Raw genomic sequence first — 22,487 nt, 5'->3', positions numbered from 1 at the left:
GCTGAGCTTTGTGACGTTTGCCGTGTGGGCTGCATAATGCGCTGCCATTCCAGCCAGGGGATTGGCAGCTAGGTTTTATGGTGTGGCGGGGTTTTGATTTTGGTGCGGAGACAGGAATCGTATCAACACGGAAGAGGCTGAATTCAATGGGTATTGTTCTTCAGGGTATGACTCACTATCTCTAAAATTATCCTCAGCCTATTTCCTAACTCCCTACCACTTCGAAAAAACCATGACAGGATGATGGAAGGCGCTGGAACGTTCTGCTAACCATTCGCCAAAGCCAGGCTCAGACTCTTTTGATCGATGGGAGCTATCGACCCCTACCCGTCGTTCGAGACGGGCAACAAACGGCCACAAGCGGTCGTTCCACCCGTCCACCAGGCTAGAGGCGATTCACCGCTCTAACATTATCAATTCACACAGCCCGCCGGTCAGAGACGTTTCTCGGTCAAAGCAGTCCATGACGACGCGCATAGTCAGCCAGCCTGCGGTACTCTGCACTGTGTCGCGCTGCGCTCATGGCGCCGGGCGGTATACTCAGAGCACAACCTAGGCAAGGAAGCAATTGATGGAAGATCAGCCAGTCGAGCGCCATGTCAGCGATATTCAGGTAAGTGCCTACGTCTCTGATCGAAAGCGCCTTACGAGGTTGCATCACGTATTGGGATACGCCGCGGCAATGATGGATGTTAATGGTATCGGCCGCTTAGCGAGCCGCGTTGCTGGAGTGCATGATCACAAAGGTATCCTTCAGGTGCACTGGTTTAGCGTACCTGCTGATGTTGAGAGGCACGTATTCAGGCAGGCCTGGGGTAGCCAGGTCGGAGACGGCACCGACCAGGTAGAGCACTTTAGGGATGATGTTCAACTGCCGTAAATCTAGCGGGCGTGGGGGAAGCTCAAGGCACCGGTCGAAGCAGCCTACGACCTGCTTGATATTAAAGAGGCTGTCCTGAAAGCATCCCAGGGTGAACGTACCGGTAAGATTTTACTCACCCCAAAGTACTCCTAAAACTTTCTCTTTGTGAAAATCGTCTTCTGACCTGCACGGCCGGCGGGGCAGGTAGCGCCTAGCAAGCACCGCCCACTGGCTTCATGCATGCTCTCCAGAGCTTGCTCAACCTCCCCCAGAGGTTTACGCGCGCATGACCTTGTTCCAATCGACTGGATGTCCTGCCGCCTGTAGTTCGCGCCCTAAAGCCTGCTTCCAGCCGCCAGCTTCATCCATTCGCTCCCACACTACACCGGCAAAATCACTAGGTATGTCCAGCTGGCCCCGTTTAAGAGCGCATACCCTGCTGCGCCCAAGTCGCCCGATAAAGTAGCCCAACTCTAGCAACACATTCTGCCGCGCCCGAGGCTCTAAATCGCCTCCTTTAACACGACCTTCGTCGTCAGGCGTCAACAGCACAACTGCGAAGCCGACATCCCCGTGGGCCTCAACCTTTTCGATCACCGTACGACCTTGATTGGCCTGCTCATGAAGGATGATAGCTTCGAACCCTATCTTTTCGAGAAAGCGAGCAACCGACTCGCGCGCGCCGTCGTCATGACCGTGGACAATGAATACTTTATTCGACATAGGTGACCTCAATACTGGTTCTGATCTTCCTTTTGTCTCGACGTACAACTTGTAATCCCTGATGAAGGGGATTATCAATTGCCTCGTTAGCTCTCGAATGCCAGCAATGATTTTGCTGCCCGAGTAAAAGAAGTGATGCCCAAAATCTATTGCAAAATGTGGGTCGGCTGCAAGTTTATCAACCAATAGTAGCGTTAGACCCAGCGTCTGCTGTTGATCATCGGGCCATAGGAGCGTTGCACTCCCAACCATGCTTCCCGCAGTATCTTCGCTGGTCTTTATAAAGTCATCTAAGTCCAGTCCGCTTTTTAGAGCGCTATTGATTTCTTCAAGGGCAGGGCTATTGAGGAGTGCTGAGATTCTTTTCAGGGGGCGTTCAAACGTCTGCGGAGTCGCTCCTTGCAGGTCTAATAAAGCGTTATTGAGCTGCGAGAAAAGGTCAACATACGTCATTCATCGGTCTCCAGCCTCGCGGCCGCAGCGCGGTCCAAAATTTCTGAGCGATAGCGCTCTTTCATTTCAGCTGCTAGCGGCTGGATGATCGGATTTGATCCGTGTCGACCAACAGCCTCATCAATGACGGCCTCTACCTGCTGGACTGCCTGCTCAATACTCGCAGGATCATGAGGATCGAAATTTACGGTACACAAATCACCATCGAGCCGCTGTAGCACTTCCTGCGCATCCTTGAGCTGACGTTGTAGCTTGTCGAGTCCTTTTAGCATGGTCCTGACCTCTTCCTATAGTTGCAGAACGATATCACTAATTTTGTGCATGTGGAGAGACGCCCGTGGCAGTGCCGGATCTTGATGGCAAGGCCCATGAGCTCACGCTAGAGAGCAGCATGGAGAGCCTGGCTTGGAAGACCGAAGTTAATGTCGGCTTCGGGCTGTGCCTCACTTCTGCTTGCGGTGCCACCACCTCGGTTTCTTAATGGCTTCACTGAAATCCGGCTCCCAGCCGGCCATCCACTCGGCATAGTCTGCGTCAGTGGGGATCAAGCCCTCGTTGCCTTTGGCGGTGTTGGCCTTGCGGACCAAATACTTTTCGCCGGACAGTTTTTCGTACCGGTCACGGACCTTCACGCCTTGGTTTGTCAGGCAGTCAACCAGCTTATCAGCGAAAAACAGCACATCATCGGTGTAGCGCGCTATACCTCGAACCGATGTGCCGTATTGAGTGTTGACCACACCACCTACTGGAATTTCTAGGTAGTAATCTTCGGGAGTGAACCCCGGTGGCAAGCCCCCGTGGAGGAACTTTTCTACGAGAGAGTTATAGCCTCCAATGATCCAGTTGAGATTCCCGACAGCGTCGACCAAAGCAACTAGGGATTTCACACCGTTGGGGGACAGGCGGATACTTTTTAGGACCAGCTCCTGTAGCTCCGATACAGGCGGCGCGAAGGTCTGGAGATTCATCTGGTCAATCCGCAGCGAGAATGGGGCTTTTGGGAAAGGGCCGGCCTTGTACGCTTCATACCTCCTACGGTCTGATTCGTACTTTTGCAGGAAACCCGACACGTATTGCTTTTTCATGCCGCCAGCCACGTCCGATACTGAGATGCACAGCGTGATGGCTACGTCGATGCTTCGGAACTCGGCCAACAGCTCGTCCCTTAGCTTGGCATTGCGAGCGATGCGTCCGGCCATCCAGGCACCGACACCAGCACCAATCCCGGCACTGATCAGCGCGCTCCCCCAGACACCAGCGTCAAAGCTGGGAAAGCTAGCGACCCAGGGAAACAGGGGTGCTGTAGCCGTATACACGCCGTTGATTGGTGTCCACGCATCCGCCATTGCATTCCCTCGCGGTCATCGCCCCGACCATTCGTGGCACAGGTGCGGCATGATACCGGGTTTGGCACCAAGCCGAATAAGCGCAAGTGACGGGATGAAGGGCACGGATGCCCCCTTAATCGGTGAACTCGGTGCGGCTGTTTACGACCCTGTACTTGAAACTCTCGACCCTCGGACTCTCGTCAACGTCGTCATAACGTAAAATAAGTTTGCCCTCTACGGGGCCTTGGGTTATGGGCAGATACACATTCTGGGACGCTTCGCCATCCGCGCCAATCTCTCCGAGCACAATTGAATGTGGGTCCAGGAAAGGCTCGCCAAAGCTGACTTCAACGTTCAACGCTTTGTTGCCCTTGTTACGGATTCTGATCTCGTTCATGGCCTCGCCTGCACGCCTGCCATTTCCACTACTCCCGGTGCTAACCAAAAATTTCGCGGAAATTTCCCGTTCCCTACGCTTACGCGCTTCCTCCATGGCCACGCGTTGTGCTTCTGCCTGCTCCATAGCTATCTTGGCCATGATTTCTTCCCGGATTTCGGCTTTCTTGGTATCCAGGGCCTGCATTCTCAGTTCCTCGCCCTGTTGCACGAAACCGAGGACCACCCAGAAGAACGCTACCGGCCCAAATGCACCGGCCAAGAAATCACCCACTTCGTTCAGGGGCATAGTACCTAGTGTGCCAATACGCCCCCAGATCAATGGAAAGATTACCGCAAAGTAAGCCAAGGTCAGAATGAACCCGATCAAGCCCAGATGCTTGCGCAGATCCAGGCCCTCAGGGCGTATCATTGTCGAAATATGCCTGATTGTAAGTGGGATGATCACGGCCAACAGCAAGCCACAATAGATAGCTGTCGACACAGGTAGCGGCGTCGCCACCTCCGGCGTAACGACTGGTGCAGGCGGTGTGCTCCAGAACACCCCCGATACAGGTTCCCACATCTTCACCTTCTCAATCCCTCGCGTTCGCCGCCCGATTATTCGTGGCACGGGGCAGCATATTACCGAGCAAGCGGCGTCGATGTGAATTCACCAGCCAGACGCTGTATTGATCGACTCATTTGCTGCCAACCTATTCAGCTTGCTGAAGTAGAATGTCGGCGAGTTCCGAGGTGATGACGAAAGCTACAACACCGTTCGCCGACTAGGTGAGGCAGTCGACTTAGATCGTCGAGAGGAAGCTGTGGAGTCTGCTCAGTCCTTGCATGACAAGATGGCATCCGCTGGGCCACGATTGGTGAGAAACATGCTTATCAGCACTTGCGGCCCTGCGTAGCTCAATTGCCTGCCGTAGCCGAAATTACGGCCATCGCGTCTACCCACCAATGCCATGTCGGTCACCTCATCTTCCAATCTCCGATCCTCGTCCCACGTCATCCCGCCAAGAATGTTGAGTGTTATCAGGGATCAAGGCCCCTGCGACCTGTGGGAGTTTCCTCTAACGCGGGACTGGCGGCTCCTTACGACCGGGAGCAAGGGCATCTCATGATCTGGCCCCCTGAGCACCGTTGCCGGTGGGCGGGTGGAGGCTGCATTGGCTGACGAGACCAGTGCCTGAAGATCCTGAGCCAGGTGAACACAGCGATGCGATGACCGGGGCATGCCTGACTGTCAGTCAGGTGCAGTCCATTCCTTGGTCTGCGGCACCATCATCTACAGCGCTGTTGCTGGTGACATCGGCGGTTGTCACGCCGATTGTCACGAGTGAAGTTGCCGCAAAGCCAAATGCGATGAGGGCTGCAGCAGTGTCAGGAGCGCCCGTCTCTTTCCTGGAGAAAGAGACGGGCCTAGGTTGGCGCAAGATTCGGCCAAGCGGAAAGGTTGCTGCAGGGCAGCGAAGTAGAAAGTGTTGTCTGGCGCACGAGGGCCATGATCTGAAGTAGGCATCCATCACCGGGGAGGTGACCGGGCGAGCTGCCGGACGCGAATCGCCATTTGGGGGGAGAACCACCGCAGGAGCGGCGTGACCTTGAAGGTTCGGGTCACCTGGGGGTGCTGTCAACGACAGCCTTTGCACTGTCTTTTCTACGCCCGCAATCCGAGAGGGTCAAGCGACTTGCCCGCTGGATTTTCCGATTAAAAATGGCATTGGGCGCGTACGGAACACTGTGGTTTCCAGTGGCCGATTTGGTGCTTCTGATTTTTAGGTGAGGTCCATCCAAACAGGGCGGCTTTGCAGCCCTGTTTGGATGGACCCGCATGGAAAACAGATCACCGAAATTTCAAAGCCGTGCGCTCACTCGACTGCGCCACGCCTTGCTCTTAGGCGAGAAACGTTTGCCCCGGTCTGATTCGCGAACTCATGCGGCGAAATATGCTCCTGCCGGTTCGCGTCGAGGTAGCGGCTCCACCAACTCATGATCATTCGCCGTTCCTCCAGAAACTCCGCCTTGTGGATATACGCCGCCCGAACATTGTTGCGCTCCCTGTGGCTCATCTGCCGCTCGATAGCCGTCTCTGACCACAGCCCGGATTCGACCAAGGCACTGCACGCCATGGACCGAAAGCCATGCCCGCAAATTTCAGTCTTGGTGTCGTAGCCCATGTTCCGCAAAGCGCTGTTGACCGTGTTCTCAGACATTGGCTTCCACGAGCGAGCGTCACTGGTGAACACCAAATCGAAGTACCCCGTGATCGCATGAATCTGTTCGAGCAGCGCCACCGCTTGCGGTGACAGAGGGACAAGATGGATGTCGCCCGCCATCTTCGTTCCTCTGGTCGAATACGGAACACCATCCAACGCGGGCCGCGTGTCAGGTATCTCCCATATTCCGCGCTTCAGATCGAACTCACTCCAACGTGCGAAGCGCAACTCGCTGGACCGGACAAACACATGCAGCGACAGCATGACTGTCAGCCGAGTAAGCGTGCGTCCCTTGTAGTTCTCGATGCGGTCCATCAGCTCAGGCAGACGAGACAGCGGGAGTGCAGGCCGATGCGTAACCCGTGGCGCGCTGATGAAGCCCTCAAGATCATATGCAGGGTTCACTGTGATCAGCCGCAGCCGCTTCGCCTCACGCATGATGCTTTGCAGGTAGTTTTGTACCCTCAACGCCACATCAATAGTGCCGCGTTTCTTGATCTCTTCCAGCGGCTGCATGAGGTCGAAGGTATCCAGATCAACGATGGCGCGTGCGCCGAGCAGCGGGAGTACGTGAGTCTTTAAACGACTGAGCACAGTCCGCGAATGGCCAGGCGCCCACTTCACGGACATTTCCTTATGCCAGTCCAAGGCAACGCGTTCGAATGTGTGGCCTCTGACAACCGCCTCGGCTTTGGCCTGCTGCTTGGACGCAATCGGATCAATACCTTCAGCCAGCATCCGCTTAGTTTCCAGACGTTTCTGCCGAGCATCTGCGAGACCGATGACTGGATAGTTGCCAAACGAGGTCAGCCCCTCGCGCCCATCCGGTTTCACATACCGGAGGCGCCAGCCTTTGCGGCCATTGGGGTAAACAAGGAGGTAAAGACCGTCACCGTCGAAAAGCTTGTATGGGCGGTCAGTTGGTTTGGCCGAGCGGCATGCGGTGTCGGTCAGGGGAGCAGTAGTACGAGCCATAAGGGTAAACCCCTTTATCGAATCGACTTTATCCCAAACGTTACCCCTAAATCGGCTGGTAGCTGTCGGAATCCGACGGAACGCCATAACGAAAAAACCCGCCAGAAGGCGGGTTTTACGGGGGTTCCAGAGATTTTGGTAGCCTTCGCTGGAACCTGAACTGGTGCCGGAGACAGGAATCGAACCTGCGACCTTCGCGTTACGAGTGCGCTGCTCTACCGACTGAGCTACACCGGCGTGTTGCGCAACGTACCACTGCCGTGTCCGTTACGCAAACCTCTGTTTCAATTCACTTTCACTGCGCTGTGCAGCCGCTCGGCGCGAGGTCTGGGTCCACCGTGGTCACGCATCGCCAGCCGGCCTGGGTGCGGGTCAGGGTGAGGGTCTTGCCGAGCACATTGGCCGGGGCGTCGGCCAGGGTGCAGGCGATGCTCGCCGCGCCGCTGGAAGCGGTGCCGCTGGCGGTGATGGCGCAATGGCTGGTGCTGGCTTGACCGCCCAGGCTGGCGACATCGGCGACGTCCTTGCCGTCGTTCAGGCGCAGCTCCATCGGGGTCTTGAGCGCGGTGACTTCCAACAGCGCGGCGCCGGCTTTGGCACGGGCCTGGTGGTCGGTGTACATCGGGACGGCGATGGTCGCCAGAATGCCAATGATCGCTACGACGATCATCAGTTCGATCAGGGTGATACCACGTTGCCCTTTCATGAGCGGTGTTCCTTTGCAATGCGTGAACGCCAGTCGGCGAAATGCGACGCGCCGCCGGCAGCGGCGCAGTAGGCCTGAACCGACACCTTTTGTCACCCCTGGGCGGCGGTGCGTCATCGTCGCTGGACTACTCTAGTGAGCGTCAGTAAAACGCGCCCGGGAATGGGCCCGGCAAGCTGTTACCAGGCTTGTCGCTTTAGCGAAAAGGACTCTCGCATGCCAGCTTCTACTCGTCTCTACGCCTGGGAGGGCGTCACTGCCACGGGGGTTTCTCAACACGGCCAACAGGCTGGGCGCAGCCCGGCGTTCGTGCAGGCGTGGTTGCGCCAGCAGGGGATCCGCGTCACCTCGGTGCGGCCCGCGGGCAGACCGCGCTGGCGGTGGCCACAGCGCGAGGGCAAGGTGGATGCGGCGGGGTTCAGCCGGCAATTGGCAACCTTGCTCACCGCTGGGGTGCCGCTGTTGCAAGCGTTCGAGGTGATGGCGCGCAGCAACGCGGATGCGCCAATGCGTACGCTGGTAGAGCGCTTGAGCCGGGATGTGGCGCAGGGGTTGGCGCTGGCGCAAGCCTTGCGGCGCTATGCGCACGTGTTCGATACGCTTTACTGCGACCTGGTGCGGGTGGGTGAGCAGTCCGGCACGCTCGACCGGCAACTGGAGCAGTTGGCGTCGATGCTCGAAACACGCCAGGCGCTGCGGCGTAAGGTGCGCAAGGCAATGCTCTACCCTGCCCTGCTGCTGCTGACCGGCTTGGGGGTGGCTGCGCTGCTGTTGCTGGAAGTGGTGCCACGCTTCGAAGGAATGTTCGCCAGTGCCGAGCAGGCGCTGCCGGCGTTTACCCAGTGGGTGATCGACATGTCCACAGGGCTGGGCCTGCACGCGTGGTGGCTGGCGCTGCTGGGGGTGGTGGCGGGTGTGACGGGGCGTGAGGTGTATCGGCGCTATCTGCCGGGGCGGCTGTGGATGTTGCGCCAGATACTGCGGCTACCGGTGCTGGGGCGTCTGCTCGGGCAGGCAGCCATGGCGCGCTTTGCGCGTAGCCTGGGCACGGCCTATGGCGCGGGGGTGGCGCTGCTGGATGCGCTGGAAACGGTGGCGCCGGTAAGTGGCGATGCGTTGCACGAGCAGGCGATTATCGGGCTACGCCAGCGGGTCGCGCATGGCCTAGGGCTGGAGCGGGCGATGGCGGCTGACGGGCTGTTTCCGCCGTTGCTGCGCCAGTTGGTGGCTGTTGGGGAATCCAGCGGCACCCTCGATCAGATGCTGTGCAAGGCCGCGCAGCACTACGAAGAGCAGGTCGGCGAAGCGCTGGGGCAGTTGACCACGCTGCTCGAGCCCGCCATCGTGCTGATCCTCGGGCTGCTGGTAGGTGGCCTGGTGGTGGCGATGTACTTGCCGATCTTCCAGTTGGGTAGCCTGATGTGATGGCTGGCTCGCGGCAGATCCCCACACCTTGTATGCGATGGACCTGAACATGAGTGCCTGGAGCGTTATCCTCGACCACCCGCCTTTCTTTTATTGCCTGGCCGCGTTGCTGGGGCTGCTGGTCGGCAGTTTTCTGAATGTGTTGGCGCACCGCTTGCCGGTGATGCTCGAACGCCAATGGCAGCGCGAGGCGCAGGCGATGCTGGGCTTGCCGGAAACGCCGCAGCCGCGCTACGACCTGTGCCAGCCGGCCTCGCACTGCCCGCATTGCCAGCACCGAATCCGCGCCTGGGAAAACATCCCGCTGCTCAGCTACCTGGCCTTGGGTGGGCGTTGCGCAGGGTGCAAGGGGCGGATCAGCCCACGCTATCCGCTGGTGGAGCTGGCTTGCGCGCTGCTGTCGCTGCTGGTGGCCTGGCATTTCGGGCCGGGGGTGCCGGCGCTGGCGGTACTGTTGCTGAGCTGGGGGCTGCTGGGCTTGAGCCTGATCGATGCCGACCATCAACTGTTGCCCGATGTGTTGGTGCTGCCGTTGCTGTGGCTGGGGATGGTGGTCAATGCCTTTGGCCTGCTCGTGCCGCTGGCCGATGCGCTGTGGGGCGCGGTGCTCGGGTATCTGAGCCTGTGGTCGGTGTACTGGCTGTTCCGCTTGCTCACCGGCAAAGAGGGCATGGGCTATGGCGACTTCAAGCTGCTGGCGATGCTCGGTGCCTGGGGCGGCTGGCAGATCTTGCCGCTGACGGTACTCGGCGCGTCGCTGGCCGGGGCGCTGATCGGCGTGGTGTTGCTGCGTTTGCGGCGTGCGCAGCGCGGTGCGCCGATCCCCTTTGGGCCGTATCTGGCGATTGCGGGGTGGATCGCGCTGCTCTGGGGTGATGAAATAGTCGCCTCTTACCTGCAACTGCTTGGAACCTGATGAGCACAGCGCCTTTCACCCCCTGGATTCTCGGCCTGACCGGCGGCATCGGCAGCGGCAAGAGCGCCGCCGCCGAGCGTTTCGTCGAACTCGGCGTGCACCTGGTCGATGCCGACCAGGCTGCACGCTGGGTGGTCGAACCCGGCCGCCCGGCCCTGGCGAGCATTGTCGAGCGCTTTGGCCCCACTGTGCTGCATGCCGACGGCCAGCTCGACCGCGCCGCGTTGCGCCAGCTGATCTTCGCCGATCCGGCCCAGCGCCAATGGCTGGAGCAGTTGCTGCATCCACTGATCGGTCAGGAGATTTTCAACTACCTGGCCAAGGCCGAATCGCCGTATGCGGTGTATGTGTCGCCGTTGTTGATCGAGTCGGGCCAGCACCAGAAGACCCAACGCATCCTGGTGATCGACGCCCCTACCGCGTTGCAGGTGCAGCGCACCTTGCAGCGCGACAACACCAGCCCTGAACAGGTGCAGGCGATCCTCGGGGCCCAGTTGGCCCGCGAAGAGCGGCTGCGCCATGCCGATGACGTGGTGGTCAATGACAGCGACCTGCTCGCGCTGCATGCGCAGATTGACCGCCTGCACCACTTTTACCTGACTTTGCGAGGAGGCCAGCCATGAGCCAGCCAATGACCGTTGATTGCCCAACCTGCGGGGCGCCTGTGGAATGGGGCGACAAGAGCCCGTTCCGGCCGTTTTGCTCGGACCGCTGCAAGCTGATCGACCTGGGCGCGTGGGCGGCCGAAGAGCACAAGATCGCAGGGGCGCATGAATCGGAGGATGAGCTGTATTCGGGGGACCTGGAGCCGCGCCACTGAGTCGGCCCAGGTAGCGCGATCACGGGGCGGACTTGCCCCGTGGTGTTTTCAGCGTTCCTCATCCTTCCAAGGCGCTTGCAGGTAGCGGGTGCGGTTGAACGTCTCCAGCCACTCCGGGCAGAACACCACCAGGGCGCTGATCAGCGTGCCGTTGATGAATGCCTCGGGGAACATCATCAGCCACAGGTAACCGACGAAGTCGCTCAGCCACTCCGGCAGGGCGAAGCGCTCGTCCAGCCACAGCAGCCCAAGCGCGGCGCCCAGGCACAGCAATACCGTGAGTGCGGCGGGGAAGAATCCGCAACAGAAGATGTACACGAACAGGTTACGTGGCTGCGCGCGCTCGACCAGAATCGCGCAGGCCTCGGTGACCAACACTGGCAGGCCCACGATCAACAGGCCATTGACACCAATGGCCGCGAGGTCCTGGCGGCCCAGCAGCAACAGGCCCAATTGCGCCAGAAAGCCGCCGAGCACCGCCAGCGGCCAGTCCAGCAACAGGGTGACGGCGGTCATGCCGATGAAGTGGTACGACACCCCGGTGTCGAAGTCGCGGCGCACCAGCCACAGCGCGAACAGCCCGAACACCGTGCCGAACAGCAGGTGCTGGCGGCGGCTGTCGGTGCACAGTTCTATCCAGCGCGTACGGCTGATGGCCCAGAGCAACAAGGGTACATAGCCGAGCCAGCCCAGGGTGAGGCTGGTGGCGGACAACACCTGTGCACTGATCACCGCGCATACCCCTTCGTATCTTGTGGATAAGCCTGAGTCTACACCGATTCCAGGTTTTACCTGTCTCGCCGATTCCCACGCACAAACAGCATCTTACCGTCATGATTTAGCGACTAAGCTTGAGGGCATGGATGACTCAGACTATCTGCGCCTGCTTACCATCCAGGCCGAACAAGCCAATGCGTTCCTGTCCAATGCCCGCAAATGGGAGCGCGAGCGTTGGGTCTGCCAGCGCCTGCTGCAAGGGCTGAACATTGCCTACCGCAGCGAGGACTTCACCCCCGCCGGGCAAGAGCCACCGGATGTGCTGTTTCGCGATGCCGCGTTCGAGGTGTTCTTCGTGCTCGACGAAGGGCGGCGCCTCAACGATGAGTGGCGCGAGGAGCTGCAACGTCGGCGCAGCGCGTTTTCATTGAGCCAACTGGTGCGCCGCGAGGTACGCCCCCGGCGCATCAGCGCGCACGAACTGCTCGCGCGCCTGGGCCCGACCCTGCGTAAAAAGGCGCACAACTACCGCGAACGTGGGCTCGACCTTGGGGAGCTGGACATCATCGCCTTCGCCAGCCTCAAGCGCGAAGTGCTTGACCTCAACAGCCACTTCCCGCCGCCAACCGAGTACCTGCGCCAGGGTTGGCGTTCACTGTCGCTGGTCGGGCCAACCTTCGCCCGGGTGATCTTCGCCCACCCGGACGCGCCGGACTTTCTGCGTGCCAACCTGGGGCGCAGCATCGTGTTCGATGTGGGCATCAGTCTTTGATCCACTGCCGAGTGGGTGTGCGATGGCGTACACTCGGCGCCAGCGATAGAACGCATTATCATTGGCTTCAAGCGCTTGCGTGAACGCTGTGGCGTATACGCAGTCACAAACGTCTATCTGACGAGGCCCACATGACCAGCCGTCTGAATCCAGAAGATCAGCGTCGCGTCGATGAGTATCTGAGCGCCCCCCAGCACCGTGTAGAGCGCAGGCCATTCCGGCCTTGGCTGCTCCTGCTGCTGGTGGTGGCCGTGACCATCGGTCTGGGCCTCTTGAGCCGCCTGCTGAGTGGACTGGTGCTATGAGCTGCCTTGCGCTCGCCCGCCCCTCGTGCCGGACACGGCCGGGCCTTGTGCCCACGCATTCCGTAAAACTTGTGAGATATCCCCATGACTCATCGCATCGTGATTGTCGGCGGCGGCGCCGGCGGCCTGGAACTGGCGACCCGCCTGGGTAAGACCCTGGGCAAGCGCAAGCGCGCCGAAATCACCCTGGTTGATGCCAACCTGACCCACATCTGGAAGCCGCTGCTGCATGAAGTGGCTGCCGGCTCGCTCAACTCTTCGGAAGACGAACTGAACTACGTGGCCCAGGCCAAGTGGAACCACTTCAACTTCCAGCTCGGCCGCATGAGTGGCCTGGACCGTGAGAGCAAGCAGATCCAGCTGGCGGCGACCCTCGACGAAGAAGGCCGCGAGTTGCTACCTGCGCGAACCTTGGGCTACGACAGCCTGGTGATCGCCGTGGGCAGCAACACCAACGACTTCGGTACCCTGGGCGCGGCCCAGCACTGCATTTTCCTGGACAGCCGCAAGCAGGCCGAGCGCTTCCACCAGCAGTTGCTCAACCACTACCTGCGTGCTCACGCCGGTGCGCCGCAAAGCGAGAAGATCAGCGTGGCCATCGTCGGTGCTGGCGCCACCGGCGTGGAACTGGCGGCTGAACTGCACAACGCTGCGCATGAATTGGCGGCCTACGGCCTGGACCGCATCCAGCCCAAGGACATGCACATCACCCTGATCGAGGCTGGGCCGCGCGTGCTGCCCGCGCTGCCAGAACGCATCAGCGTGCCAGTGCACAAGACCTTGGAAAAACTCGGCGTCACCGTGATGACCAATGCGGCGGTCAGCGAGGTGACTGAGGGCGGCTTGAAGACGGCCGACGGTGAAGTGATCCAGGCCAGCCTGAAAGTCTGGGCGGCGGGCATTCGTGCACCGAGCTTCCTGAAAGACATCGACGGGCTGGAAACCAACCGCATCAACCAGCTCGTGGTGCGCCCGACCCTGCAGACTACCCTGGACGACGATATCTTCGCCTTCGGCGATTGCGCCGCCTGCCCGCAGCCGGGCAGCGACCGCAACGTGCCGCCACGGGCCCAGGCCGCACACCAACAGGCTTCGACCCTGGCCAAGAGTCTCGTCGCGCGCCTTGAAGGCAAGCCACTGCTGACCTATGCGTACAAAGACTACGGCTCGCTGGTGTCGCTGTCGCGCTTCTCGGCGGTGGGCAACCTGATGGGTAACTTGATGGGCAGCGTGAAGCTGGAAGGCTGGCTGGCGCGGATGTTCTACGTGTCGCTGTACCGCATGCACCAGATGGCGCTGTACGGGTTCTTCCGCACGGCGATGCTGATGCTGGGCAGCAAGATTGGTCGCGGCACCGAGCCACGCCTGAAGTTGCACTAAGCCACGAAGAAGGTGGTGCAGCGCTGGATTCAGGCGTTGCACCATCCTGTGGTAGCGGGTTTACCGGACTCCCGCGAAGCAGACCACGCGGAGGATGGCACCGGCTGCGCCGGTGTTCGCGGCTCAAGCCGCTCCTACGGGATGGTGCAAAGCGCTGAATACAGCACTGCACCTGTGGGAGATTACCCAGCCCTTTGGGCTACGCTGTCGCGCAGAGAACTGATTTCGCAAGCGCGCCGCATACCCTGTGGGAGCGGCTTCAGCCGCGAACACCGGCTGCGCCGGTGCCACCATCGCTCAGCGCTCGACACGATACGTGCTCTGCACGAACCCACTCTCATAACTGGTCGTACGCAGGTGCCGCAACGGCACGTCCTTGGCCTGCCCGCCGAACAACGCAACCCCCTGCCCCCTCGAACGCCATGACTTTTTCGAGCGTTGCGCACCCCATCACCAGCGTATCGATACCGGCCATGAAGCCTGCATAACCGTGTTCGTCGGTGGAGGTGGTGACGCTCAGCAACCAAGCTAGGCCGCCGTCTTCGCGAGCGATGAAGCCATCCGGGCTGGTGGCGATGAATACACAGGCGGTCACTGCCATGAAGCGCTGCTCCTGCGCGGCACGCCACAGGCTAGTAGAGCAGCGGGAAAAAACGCAGACAAAAGAAAAAGGGCATCTCATTCGAGATGCCCTTTTTACATGGTGGGTCGTGTAGGATTCGAACCTACGACCAATTGGTTAAAAGCCAACTGCTCTACCAACTGAGCTAACGACCCTAAAAATGGTCGGGGTGAGGGGATTCGAACTCCTGACATCCTGCTCCCAAAGCAGGCGCGCTACCGGACTGCGCTACACCCCGAGATTGGCTCCGCGACCTGGACTCGAACCAGGGACCCAATGATTAACAGTCATTTGCTCTACCGACTGAGCTATCGCGGAACTGAACTTCGGTACAACTCTTACCACTTCGAAGCCTGTGTTAGCTTCGAACTCTTTAGCGTTGTCGCTGCTGAGGCCGGCTATTCTACATTCTTCGTTTTGCTTGTCAACCACTTTTTTTCATTCAACTTACTGATTTGTAAGTTGTTTTGCGGTCACCGATGTTGCTGGTGATTCGCTTAGTGCCTGACAGCGGGGCGAATATTAGGGGTACTCTGAATTTTGTGCAAGCATTTTTTTCAAAATTTTCAGCAGGTTATGCCAGAGGCCCGAAATACCGGAGGAGCGGCGGGGTCTGGGGCCGCTGCGCGGCCCTTTCGCGGCATAAGGCCGCTCCTACAGTGACAGCGAAAACCATTCTCGAAAGGCTGCAAAGCAGCCCCAGCAAGGTTGATTAGCGGCGGGGATCAGGCGAAGACGATCTCGTCCCCCTCCACCTTCGCGGTGATCGCAGCCCCGGGCACGAACTGGCCACCGAGGATCAACTGCGCCAGCGGGTTTTCGATCCAGCGCTGGATTGCACGCTTGAGCGGCCGCGCGCCATACACCGGGTCGTATCCGACGGCGATCAGCTTGTCCAACGCCTCCGGGCTCAAGCTCAACGACAACTCGCGCTCTGCCAGACGGCTGCGCAGGCGGCCGAGCTGGATCTCGGTGATGCCGGCGATCTGCTCGCGGCCCAGTGGCTCGAACACCACCACCTCGTCGATGCGGTTGATGAACTCTGGACGGAAGTGAGAGCCCACGGCGTCCATCACTGCCGCACGCTGCGCCTCGCGATCACCCGCCAGCTCCTGGATCTGCGCCGAGCCCAGGTTGGAGGTCATCACGATCACCGTGTTGCGAAAATCCACGGTACGCCCATGGCTGTCGGTCAGGCGGCCGTCTTCGAGCACTTGCAGCAACACGTTGAACACATCCGGGTGGGCTTTCTCCACCTCGTCCAGCAGCACCACGGAGTACGGTTTGCGCCGCACGGCTTCGGTCAGGTAACCGCCCTCTTCATAACCGACATAACCTGGCGGCGCCCCGATCAGACGCGCAACCGAGTGTTTCTCCATGAATTCGGACATGTCGATGCGCACCATGGCCTCTTCGGTGTCGAAGAGGAACTCTGCCAGCGCCTTGCACAGCTCGGTCTTACCCACACCGGTCGGGCCGAGGAAGAGGAACGAACCGCTGGGGCGATTGGGGTCGGACAGCCCGGCGCGCGAACGGCGTACGGCGTTGGCCACGGCGGTCACCGCCTCGTCCTGGCCGATCACGCGCTGGTGCAGCAGGCCTTCCATCTTCAGCAGTTTTTCGCGCTCGCCTTCGAGCATTTTCGAGACCGGGATACCGGTCCACTTGGAGACCACTTCGGCGATTTCTTCCTCGGTCACTTTGTTGCGCAGCAACTGGTTCTCGGTCTTGCCGTGCTGGTCGACCATCTGCAGGCTGCGTTCCAGGTCCGGGATGACCCCATACTGCAACTCGGCCATGCGGCTCAGGTCGCCTTTACGGCGCGCAGCTTCCAGTTCCTGGCGGGCTTGCTCGATCTTCTGCTGGATCTGTGCAGAACCTTGCACCTCGGCCTTTTCCGAGGCCCAGATTTCTTCGAGGTCGGAGTATTCCCGTTCCAGGCGCTCGATTTCTTCGGTGAGTTTCTCCAAGCGCTTCTTGGCCGCTTCGTCTTGTTCTTTCTTCAGCGCCTGGGATTCCACCTTCAGCTGAATCAGGCGACGGTCGAGACGGTCTAGCACTTCGGGCTTGGAGTCGATTTCCATGCGGATGCGGCTGGCGGCTTCGTCGATCAGGTCGATGGCCTTGTCCGGCAGTTGGCGGTCGGTGATGTAGCGATGGCTGAGCTTGGCGGCGGCAATGATCGCGCCGTCAGTGATGGCTACCTTGTGGTGCACTTCATAACGTTCTTTGAGGCCGCGCAGGATGGCGATGGTGTCTTCCTCGCTCGGCTCTTCGACCAGCACTTTCTGGAAGCGGCGCTCGAGCGCGGCGTCCTTCTCGATGAACTGGCGGTATTCGTTGAGCGTGGTGGCGCCGACGCAGTGCAGCTCACCACGCGCCAGGGCGGGCTTGAGCATGTTGCCCGCGTCCATGGCGCCCTCGCCTTTGCCGGCACCGACCATGGTGTGCAACTCGTCGATGAACAGGATGATCTGGCCTTCCTGCTTGGACAGCTCGTTGAGCAGGCCTTTGAGGCGCTCTTCGAACTCACCGCGATATTTGGCACCGGCAATCAGCGCACCCATGTCCAGCGCCAGCAGACGCTTGCCTTTGAGGCCGTCGGGCACTTCGCCGTTGATGATGCGCTGGGCCAAGCCCTCGGCGATGGCGGTCTTGCCCACGCCGGGCTCGCCAATCAGCACCGGGTTGTTCTTGGTGCGGCGTTGCAGCACCTGCACGGTACGGCGGATTTCGTCGTCACGGCCAATCACCGGGTCGAGCTTGCCTTCTTCGGCACGCTTGGTCAGGTCGACGGTGTACTTATCCAGGGCCTGGCGGGACTCTTCGGCATTGGCGTCGTTGACCGCCGCACCGCCGCGCAGGTTGTTGATGGCGTTTTCCAGGGCCTTCTTGCTCACGCCCTGGCCCAGCAGCAACTTGCCGACCTTGCTGTTCTCGTCCATGGCGGCGAGTAGCACCAGTTCGCTGGAGATGAACTGGTCGCCCTTCTGCTGGGCCAGACGGTCGGCCTGGTTGAGCAGGCGCGCCAGATCCTGGGACATGTTCACGTCGCCAGTGGGGTTCTGGATTTTCGGCAGTTGATCGAGTTCTTTGGTCAACGCCTTGCGCAGGCTGTTGATGTCGAAGCCAACCTGCATCAGCAGCGGCTTGATCGAGCCGCCCTGCTGGTCGATCAGCGCCTGCAACAGGTGCAGGGGCTCGATGGCTGGGTGGTCCATGCCCACAGCCAGGGATTGGGAGTCGGATAACGCCAGTTGCAGCTTGCTGGTCAATCGATCTATTCGCATGGGGATACCTTCCTTTAAAGGGCAGGCGGAGCGATGGACAGCACCTTGATGATGAACCTGCCTGAGATGACCAATAGATAAGGGTGATTCTGGAAGATTCAAGCGTAGCGGGGTTGACAGAGATCAGCCTGGAGGATGGGCGCTGGGGCATTCGGGGGTAAACCCGCTCCCACGGGGTATCCACTGCACGTAATAGCGGTGCAGTCCCTGTGGGAGCGGTTTACCCGCGAAGATAGAAGCGCACGCTAGCTAGCGCGTATTCAGCCAGACCAACGAGGCGAAGCGCCCACCCTGCGGGGTGCGGCGATAGGAGAAGAAGCGCGGGTCGCTGACCGTGCAAAAGCCGCCGCCATACACCGCGGTAACGCCACGCGCGGCCAGGCGGATACGCGCCAGTGCATAGATGTCGGCCATCAGCTTGCCAGGGCGCTCGCCCGGCACGAAGGCGTCGAAGGCTTCGGGGTGTTGCGCGGTGAACGCATCGCGCACTTCCATGCCGACCTCGAACGCCTGCGGACCAATCGCCGGGCCCAGCCACACCAGCACGTCATCGGCAGGTAAGGCGAGACGTTCGAGGGTCGCCTCCAGCACCCCACCGGCCAGCCCGCGCCAGCCGGCATGGGCGGCCGCCACGCGCGTGCCGGCGCGGTCGCAGAACAGCGCAGGCAGGCAATCGGCAGTCATCACGGTGCAGGCGATACCGGGCTGGTCGGTCCAGCTGGCATCGGCCTCGGCGACCAGCGCGGGGTCGGCGTCAGCGACGACCACACCATGCACCTGCTTGAGCCAGGCGGGCTTGATGGCGAACTCATCGCGCAGGCGGCGGCGATTCTCGGCGACCGCCTGCGGGTCGTCGCCCACATGATCACCGAGGTTGAAGGTTTCATAGGGCGGCAGGCTAACCCCGCCCTGGCGAGTGGTGACGCAGGCGCGGACCGTGGCCGGAGCCGGCCAATCAGGCAAGATCAGCGACGGCGCCAGGCCACTCATCCGATAAAGCTCTCGCGGTCCTGGCTGAGCAGCGACAGCAACCAGGTGAAGTCGTCCGGCAGCGGCGAAGCCCACTCCATGCGCTCACCAGTGGTTGGGTGGTCGAGTGCCAGGAAGCGCGCGTGCAGAGCCTGACGCGGGAAGTGCTTGACCGCCTCGACCATCGCCACGCTGGCGGCCGGTGGAATGCGGAAGCGTACGCCGTAGGTCTGGTCGCCTACCAGCGGGTAGCCGACATGCGCCATGTGCACACGGATCTGGTGGGTACGGCCGGTTTCCAGCTTGACCCGCACATGGGTGTGCGAACGGAAACGCTTGAGCACGCGGTAGTGGCTGACCGCAGGCTTGCCGCCTTCGGTCACCGCCATGCGCTGGCGCTCGCCACCGTGACGGCCGATCGGGGCATCGATCTTGCCTCCGGCAATCACCACGCCGACCACGATGCACTCGTAGATACGACTGACCGAGCGTTTTTGCAGCTGGTCGACCAGGTTGGTCTGCGCCTGCAGGGTCTTGGCCACCACCATCAGGCCGGTGGTGTCCTTGTCCAGACGATGCACAATGCCGGCACGCGGCACGTTGACGATGTCGGGAACATGATGCAGCAAGGCGTTGAGCAGGGTTCCGTCTGGATGGCCAGCCGCAGGGTGGACCACCAGCCCGGCGGGCTTGTTGATCACCAGGATCTGGTCGTCTTCATAGACGATGTCCAGCTCGATGTCCTGAGCCACCCATTCGCCCTGGGCTTCCTGCTCGGCCTCAAGGGCCAGGATGGAACCGCCATGGACGGTGTCGCGCGGTCGCAGCACCGCGCCATCGACGGTCAGACGGCCATCTTTGATCCACGAAGACAGGCGCGAGCGCGAGTACTCGGAGAAGAGTTGGGCGGCGACTTGGTCGAGGCGTTGGCCGCCCAGTTCGGACGGGACCTCTGCGCTAAGTTGAATGATCTCGGACATGCTCGAATCGACGGGCGTTCAGCCTTTGGTTTCGGCTGCGCGCTTGTGGTTAAATACGGCTTCTTTTGCCCCGGGGTTTGGCCGGGGGCGCTCATCATAACAGGACGGCACCGCCCAAGACAGCGGCCGTCAAAGGGACGCAAGCCGCCATGCAAGTGAAACACCTGCTGCTGATCGCCATCCTCGGGCTCACCGCTGCCTGTTCCTCGAACAAGGAAGTCATTGACGAGAACCTCAGCGAGGCCGAGCTGTACCAGCAGGCGCAGGCCGACCTGGACAGCCACAGCTACACCAGCGCCGTGAACAAGCTCAAGGCCCTGGAGTCGCGCTACCCGTTCGGTCGCTACGCCGACCAGGCCCAGCTCGAGCTGATCTACGCCAACTACAAGAACTCCGAGCCCGAGGCTGCCAAGTCGGCTGCCGAGCGCTTCATCCGCCTGCACCCGCAGCACCCGAACGTCGACTACGCCTACTACCTCAAGGGCCTGACCTCGTTCGACCAGGACCGTGGCCTGGTGGCGCGCTTCCTGCCGCTGGACATGACCAAGCGTGACCCGGGTGCAGCGCGCGACTCGTACAACGAGTTCGCCCAGCTGACCAGCCGCTTCCCGAACAGCCGCTACTCGCCGGACGCCAAGCAGCGCATGATCTACCTGCGCAACCTGCTGGCCTCCTACGAGATCCATGTGGCCAACTACTACCTGAGCCGCGAAGCCTATGTGGCCGCTGCCAACCGTGGCCGCTACGTGGTCGAGAACTTCCAGGAAACCCCATCGGTCGGCGACGGCCTGGCGGTGATGGTCGAAGCCTACCAGCGCATGCACCTGGACGAACTGGCCGCCACCAGCCTGGAAACCCTCAAGCTCAACTACCCAGAGCACCCGAGCCTGGTCGATGGCCAGTTCGTTGCCAAGGAAGACGAAAACGGCAACCGCTCCTGGCTGTCCAAGGCCACCCTGGGCCTGATCGAGACCGAAACCCCGCTGCCGCCGGGTGAAACTCGCGCCAACCAGGACGTGGTCCGTCAGTTCCAGGACGCCCGTGCCGAGATGCCACAGGACCTGCTGCCAAAAGACGAGAACGGCGACCCGATCCTGCCGGAAGGCCCGAAAGAAGCCGAGAAAGACCGCTCGTGGTTCAGCTACATGACCTTTGGTCTGTTCGACTGACACAGCCGTCAACGCGAAAGGGAGGCCTTGGGCCTCCCTTTTTTTATGCCTGCGTCCTAGACTGTCGGCTTCTGACATCGACAAGCTGGACACCATGGTTCGCCTACTCTTCTGGATCGCCCTGATCGCCGCCGTCTACTGGCTGTGGCGCAAGTTCAAGATCAGCCAGCAATCGCCCGCCGAGCCGCGCCTCGACGACCCGCTGAAGATGGTGCGTTGCGCCCATTGCGGCGTGCACCTGCCCAATGATCGTGCATTGCAGCAGGGCAAGCAGTGGTATTGCAGCCAGCAGCATCTGCAACAAGGGCCGGGGCGCCAGGGCTAAGCCGAGCGCCGCGCACCCTGCGTGGCGTGCTAGCCCAGACGCCCTGCCGGCGCATAGGGCGCCGGATCGATGATCGGCTGGCGTTCCAGCAGCAGGTCGGTAAGCAACTGGCACGAAGCCGGCGCCAGCACCAGACCATTGCGATAATGCCCGCAGTTCAGCCACAGCCCCGCATGGCCGGGCAACTCGCCAATGTAGGGAATGCCCTCCGGGGAGCCGGGTCGCAAGCCCGCCCAATGCCCGACCACTTCGGCCTCGGCCAGTGCAGGCAGCAGGTCGATGGCCGAGGCTTTCAAGCTTTCGAGCGCCTCACGGGTTGGGGTCTTGTCGTACCCGGCATGTTCCAGGGTGCTGCCGACCAAGATATGCCCATCGCGGCGCGGGATCGCGTAGCGCCCCTTGGCCAGCACCATGCTCGGCAAGAAGTCCTCGGCGCACTTGAACAAGATCATCTGACCTTTCACCGGCTCCACCGGCAGAACCAGCCCGAGCGCGTGTAACAACTCGCCGCTCCAGGCGCCAGCGCTAAGCACCACCTCGTCGGCCTTGAGTACACCGTCCTGGGTCTGCACACCGATCACGCGCTCGCCTTCCCGCTCGAAGCCGGCGATCTGGCAATGTTCGCGCAAGGTCACGTTTGGCAAGGCTTGCAAGGCCGCCTTGAGCGACTTCACTAGGCGCGGGTTGCGCACGTTGGCCACACCGGCCATGTACACCGCATGCTTGAAGCCCGGACCGAGCACCGGCACTGCGTCGTAGGCGGCCGAGATGTCCACTGCGCTAAGCGGACGCTGCTGGCGGGCAGCCCAGGCCAGGGCCTCGGCCTCGTCTTCCAAGTCCAGCCAATACAACCCGGTGGTATGCACTTCGGGGTCGATGCCGGTATCGGCATGCAGGCGCTCGCCCAACTGCGGGTAGAAATCCTGCGACCAATGCGCCAGCGCCGTGACCGCCGCGCTGTAGCGCCAGGGGTAGAGCGGCGAGACGATGCCGCCGCCAGCCCAGGACGACTCGCGACCGACCTCGCCCTGGTCACACACCACCACCTGGCCAACCTCTGCGGCCAGGTTGAACGCTGTCAGCAGGCCGATGACTCCACCGCCGACAATCACTACTTGCTTGCTCATCGCTCGATCCAACACCTGAA

The 22,487-nt window shown here is 61.0% G+C and carries 22 protein-coding genes, 4 tRNA genes and 1 pseudogene; 10 read left to right on the top strand and 17 right to left on the bottom strand.

The window, feature by feature from the left end; all coding sequences use genetic code 11:
• Positions 1-571 precede the first annotated feature (571 nt).
• Entirely contained in the window at positions 572-880 is a 309-nt protein-coding gene (locus FEM01_RS12375; RefSeq protein WP_138219725.1) for a hypothetical protein, read from the top strand.
• A 258-nt stretch (positions 881-1,138) separates the two neighbouring features.
• Here FEM01_RS12375 and FEM01_RS12370 read toward each other — a convergent pair whose 3' ends face one another.
• The 8 genes and pseudogenes from FEM01_RS12370 to FEM01_RS12335 all read right to left on the bottom strand — a co-directional run bounded on the left by FEM01_RS12370 (position 1,139) and on the right by FEM01_RS12335 (position 7,650).
• Entirely contained in the window at positions 1,139-2,038 is a 900-nt protein-coding gene (locus FEM01_RS12370; protein WP_138219724.1) for a TIR domain-containing protein, read from the bottom strand.
• Entirely contained in the window at positions 2,035-2,310 is a 276-nt protein-coding gene (locus FEM01_RS12365; RefSeq protein WP_028614414.1) for a hypothetical protein, read from the bottom strand. Before FEM01_RS12365 ends, FEM01_RS12370 begins: the two co-directional genes overlap by 4 nt.
• Positions 2,311-2,481: 171 nt before the next feature.
• A complete protein-coding gene (locus tag FEM01_RS12360; RefSeq protein ID WP_138219723.1) occupies positions 2,482-3,384 on the bottom strand; it encodes a hypothetical protein in 903 nt (300 codons plus the stop codon).
• A gap of 115 nt (positions 3,385-3,499) precedes the next feature.
• Entirely contained in the window at positions 3,500-4,333 is an 834-nt protein-coding gene (locus FEM01_RS12355; protein ID WP_138219722.1) for a hypothetical protein, read from the bottom strand.
• Positions 4,334-4,627: 294 nt separating this feature from the next.
• Positions 4,628-4,717, bottom strand: a pseudogene (locus FEM01_RS24385) (integrase); the annotation flags it as partial.
• A gap of 904 nt (positions 4,718-5,621) precedes the next feature.
• Entirely contained in the window at positions 5,622-6,944 is a 1,323-nt protein-coding gene (locus FEM01_RS12345; RefSeq protein ID WP_171030953.1) for a tyrosine-type recombinase/integrase, read from the bottom strand.
• A 161-nt stretch (positions 6,945-7,105) separates the two neighbouring features.
• A tRNA-Thr gene (locus FEM01_RS12340) sits at positions 7,106-7,181 on the bottom strand.
• Between the two features lie 58 nt (positions 7,182-7,239).
• Complete coding sequence (locus FEM01_RS12335) at positions 7,240-7,650, bottom strand: pilin (RefSeq protein ID WP_138219720.1); 411 nt, start codon at positions 7,648-7,650, stop codon at positions 7,240-7,242.
• A 216-nt stretch (positions 7,651-7,866) separates the two neighbouring features.
• On the opposite strand from FEM01_RS12335, the gene FEM01_RS12330 reads away from it, so the two are divergent.
• Genes FEM01_RS12330 through yacG form a run of 4 tightly spaced genes read left to right on the top strand, consistent with a single transcriptional unit; the run spans position 7,867 to position 10,811 of the window.
• Positions 7,867-9,075, top strand: a complete 1,209-nt coding sequence (locus FEM01_RS12330) for a type II secretion system F family protein (RefSeq protein WP_138219719.1) — start codon at positions 7,867-7,869, stop codon at positions 9,073-9,075.
• 49 nt (positions 9,076-9,124) lie between these two features.
• Positions 9,125-9,991 (top strand): prepilin peptidase, encoded by an 867-nt coding sequence (locus FEM01_RS12325; protein WP_138219718.1) that lies wholly within the window; start codon positions 9,125-9,127, stop codon positions 9,989-9,991.
• Complete coding sequence (gene coaE, locus FEM01_RS12320) at positions 9,991-10,614, top strand: dephospho-CoA kinase (protein WP_138219717.1); 624 nt, start codon at positions 9,991-9,993, stop codon at positions 10,612-10,614. Before FEM01_RS12325 ends, coaE begins: the two co-directional genes overlap by 1 nt.
• Positions 10,611-10,811 carry a DNA gyrase inhibitor YacG gene (gene yacG, locus FEM01_RS12315; RefSeq protein WP_138219716.1) on the top strand — a complete coding sequence of 67 codons (201 nt, stop codon included), beginning with the start codon at positions 10,611-10,613 and terminating at the stop codon, positions 10,809-10,811. The genes coaE and yacG overlap by 4 nt, the downstream gene beginning before the upstream one ends.
• A gap of 48 nt (positions 10,812-10,859) precedes the next feature.
• Here yacG and FEM01_RS12310 read toward each other — a convergent pair whose 3' ends face one another.
• Positions 10,860-11,543, bottom strand: coding sequence for an energy-coupling factor ABC transporter permease (locus FEM01_RS12310; RefSeq protein ID WP_138219715.1), 684 nt, complete (start codon positions 11,541-11,543; stop codon positions 10,860-10,862).
• 127 nt (positions 11,544-11,670) lie between these two features.
• Here FEM01_RS12310 and FEM01_RS12305 point away from each other — a divergent pair, with 127 nt between their 5' ends.
• The 3 genes from FEM01_RS12305 (at position 11,671) to FEM01_RS12295 (ending at position 13,985) form a co-directional block, all read left to right on the top strand.
• Positions 11,671-12,300, top strand: coding sequence for a DUF1780 domain-containing protein (locus FEM01_RS12305; RefSeq protein WP_138219714.1), 630 nt, complete (start codon positions 11,671-11,673; stop codon positions 12,298-12,300).
• A 131-nt stretch (positions 12,301-12,431) separates the two neighbouring features.
• The gene (locus FEM01_RS12300) at positions 12,432-12,605 is read left to right on the top strand and encodes a DUF3094 family protein (RefSeq protein WP_138219713.1); all 174 of its coding nucleotides are present in this window, start codon (positions 12,432-12,434) and stop codon (positions 12,603-12,605) included.
• 84 nt (positions 12,606-12,689) lie between these two features.
• A complete protein-coding gene (locus tag FEM01_RS12295; RefSeq protein WP_138219712.1) occupies positions 12,690-13,985 on the top strand; it encodes an NAD(P)/FAD-dependent oxidoreductase in 1,296 nt (431 codons plus the stop codon).
• A gap of 337 nt (positions 13,986-14,322) precedes the next feature.
• Here FEM01_RS12295 and FEM01_RS12290 read toward each other — a convergent pair whose 3' ends face one another.
• The 7 genes from FEM01_RS12290 to rluD form a co-directional block, all read right to left on the bottom strand.
• Complete coding sequence (locus FEM01_RS12290; RefSeq protein ID WP_240791748.1) at positions 14,323-14,586, bottom strand: hypothetical protein; 264 nt, start codon at positions 14,584-14,586, stop codon at positions 14,323-14,325.
• A gap of 100 nt (positions 14,587-14,686) precedes the next feature.
• Positions 14,687-14,762, bottom strand: a tRNA-Lys gene (locus tag FEM01_RS12285).
• Between the two features lie 6 nt (positions 14,763-14,768).
• A tRNA-Pro gene (locus tag FEM01_RS12280) sits at positions 14,769-14,845 on the bottom strand.
• A 4-nt stretch (positions 14,846-14,849) separates the two neighbouring features.
• Positions 14,850-14,925, bottom strand: a tRNA-Asn gene (locus tag FEM01_RS12275).
• 407 nt (positions 14,926-15,332) lie between these two features.
• Positions 15,333-17,897, bottom strand: coding sequence for an ATP-dependent chaperone ClpB (clpB, locus tag FEM01_RS12270; protein ID WP_138219711.1), 2,565 nt, complete (start codon positions 17,895-17,897; stop codon positions 15,333-15,335).
• 249 nt (positions 17,898-18,146) lie between these two features.
• Positions 18,147-18,887, bottom strand: a complete 741-nt coding sequence (gene pgeF / locus FEM01_RS12265; protein ID WP_138219710.1) for a peptidoglycan editing factor PgeF — start codon at positions 18,885-18,887, stop codon at positions 18,147-18,149.
• Complete coding sequence (gene rluD / locus FEM01_RS12260) at positions 18,884-19,846, bottom strand: 23S rRNA pseudouridine(1911/1915/1917) synthase RluD (protein ID WP_138219709.1); 963 nt, start codon at positions 19,844-19,846, stop codon at positions 18,884-18,886. Before rluD ends, pgeF begins: the two co-directional genes overlap by 4 nt.
• Before the next feature lie 149 nt (positions 19,847-19,995).
• On the opposite strand from rluD, the gene FEM01_RS12255 reads away from it, so the two are divergent.
• Positions 19,996-21,015, top strand: a complete 1,020-nt coding sequence (locus FEM01_RS12255) for an outer membrane protein assembly factor BamD (protein ID WP_138219708.1) — start codon at positions 19,996-19,998, stop codon at positions 21,013-21,015.
• A gap of 94 nt (positions 21,016-21,109) precedes the next feature.
• Positions 21,110-21,340 carry a PP0621 family protein gene (locus FEM01_RS12250; RefSeq protein ID WP_138219707.1) on the top strand — a complete coding sequence of 77 codons (231 nt, stop codon included), beginning with the start codon at positions 21,110-21,112 and terminating at the stop codon, positions 21,338-21,340.
• A gap of 29 nt (positions 21,341-21,369) precedes the next feature.
• Here FEM01_RS12250 and thiO read toward each other — a convergent pair whose 3' ends face one another.
• Positions 21,370-22,467 (bottom strand): glycine oxidase ThiO, encoded by a 1,098-nt coding sequence (gene thiO, locus FEM01_RS12245; RefSeq protein WP_138219706.1) that lies wholly within the window; start codon positions 22,465-22,467, stop codon positions 21,370-21,372.
• Positions 22,468-22,487 lie beyond the last annotated feature (20 nt).

Source organism: Pseudomonas mosselii (genome assembly GCF_005796105.1).
GTDB classification, from domain to species: Bacteria; Pseudomonadota; Gammaproteobacteria; order Pseudomonadales; family Pseudomonadaceae; genus Aquipseudomonas; species Aquipseudomonas mosselii_C.
Note: the sequence above shows the minus strand (reverse complement) of the source record. Positions and strands in the feature narration are given on the sequence as shown.